The sequence below is a fragment of the Streptococcus mitis genome, from assembly GCF_001579035.1.
Taxonomy (GTDB): domain Bacteria; phylum Bacillota; class Bacilli; order Lactobacillales; family Streptococcaceae; genus Streptococcus; species Streptococcus mitis_J.
In genome coordinates, this window is sequence record NZ_KQ970290.1 from 84,719 (window position 1) to 86,438 (window position 1,720).

The 1,720-nt window shown below is 40.2% G+C and carries 1 protein-coding gene and 1 pseudogene; both read right to left on the reverse strand.

Features of this window, described 5'->3' with window-relative positions:
* A pseudogene (locus SMIDD26_RS13255) lies at window positions 1–439 on the reverse strand (phospho-N-acetylmuramoyl-pentapeptide-transferase); the annotation flags it as partial.
* A 1-nt stretch (window position 440) separates the two neighbouring features.
* A partial coding sequence (locus SMIDD26_RS13260) for a penicillin-binding transpeptidase domain-containing protein (protein WP_246747006.1) occupies window positions 441–1,720 on the reverse strand: 1,280 nt, incomplete at its 5' end.

The window sequence follows — 1,720 nt, forward strand, 5'->3', positions numbered from 1 at the left end:
TCCCTAGATGCACTTGGTAACCAAATACTGAAAGCATATCGCCCCCACGCTCATAGAAAAGATAGAAGATAACTCCACCTAGAAGCTGAAGAGCCAATTTCTGCTTGGGATTTAGCCCCTCATTGATCTTACGGAAGACCTTGAGAAAGTCATCTAAAAATCCGACCAAGCCATACAAGACCAAGATAAACAAAATCATTCCCACATTATTGCTGAATTGGCTACTAAATAGGGCGAAAAAGAAAGCAACCAAAACAGAAGTAATTAAGAAAACCAAACCTCCCATTGTAGGAGTCCCAGCTTTTGCCTGATGCTGTTTGACATCCTCATGCATCTGCTGGCCTGTAATTTGCGCCTTTCTATAAAATTGGATAAAGGCCGGAATTCCTACTACAGTTAGTAAAAATGTCACAATTCCAGCACCGATGGAAATAAACATACTAGTCTCCTAAAGTTAATGTAATTTTTTTAATATCCTTGATAGCTGTGTTAGCACGAACATCTTGCTTCTGCACAGTAGAGCCCGAACCTTCAAATTCAAGTTCTATATTGAGCCACTTAGCAAGGGTCTCAGCAGTCGCCTTTGTCCAACCATACATATCTGGAACTTCCTCTGCTTTATCAGATAAGATCAGGACTTGCTGGTTCGGGGCAAGATTCTTCCCTTCTTCAGCAGAACTGTTTTTAATCTTCGTTCCTGTTCCCACAACGATAGGTTGTACAAGATTGCGACGCAATTCTTCTGCTAAATCACCAGGTGAAATATCCTTGATGCTAGGCATTGCATAAGAAGATTCTGTCGTAACTTTATCTAAATTTTTGGCTGGAGATTGAAGATTGAGAGATTCTTTCATAGCTGAAGCCCGCTCCAAGATTGGGGTGGCAAATTCTCCCAACTGGATACCTGAATAATGCTCAGGCTGTTGAACCGTTACATACAAGATAAAATCAGGATTTTCAGCAGGATTCATAGTCACAGCTGAGAAAATATAATTGGTAGAACCAACCAAGTATCCTCCATTTTTCTCATCAGCGATTTGAGCCGTACCGGATTTAACTGCTACATTTTGTCCAGGAACTGTTATAATTGGCTTTCCTGTGTAGTGATTATACATAGTTCCATATAGAGGGTCCGTCCCAACTAAGATCATGTGATTTCGAGTTGTGCTTGCTGCCTCTTTGGAAACAGGATTTCCTACTATTTCTTTTTGTGACTTACGTACAGACTGATTGTTAGTATCATAAATAGCACTTATAAATTTTGGCTCCAGCATAACTCCATCATTAGCAATAGCTGTAAAGGCACGAAGCATTTGTGTTTGTGTCACTGAAATTCCTTGCCCAAATGAGCTTTGAGCAATACTAACAATATTATCAGCTGGAAGTTGACCAGCGTATTCATCTGTCAAGCCAAAGCGAGTTGGAACCCCAAATTTAAAGCGTTTTAGATAATCCAACCAAGTAGCATCTCCCATTTTTTGTTCAAGTAGACTCATTCCAACATTACTGGAGTGAGCGAAACCTTGTAAGAAAGTCATCATCCCACCAGTAGTCAAACCCTCATTAACATCCCAATCTCGAGTCGTCGCATCCGCTATTTTGAATTCACTGCTATTGAAGTATTCTCCACTTGGGAAGGTATTGTTCTCAATAGAAGAAGCTAACGTCATAACCTTCATGGCTGATCCTGGTTCATAGTTACTTTGATAAAGAATATCAC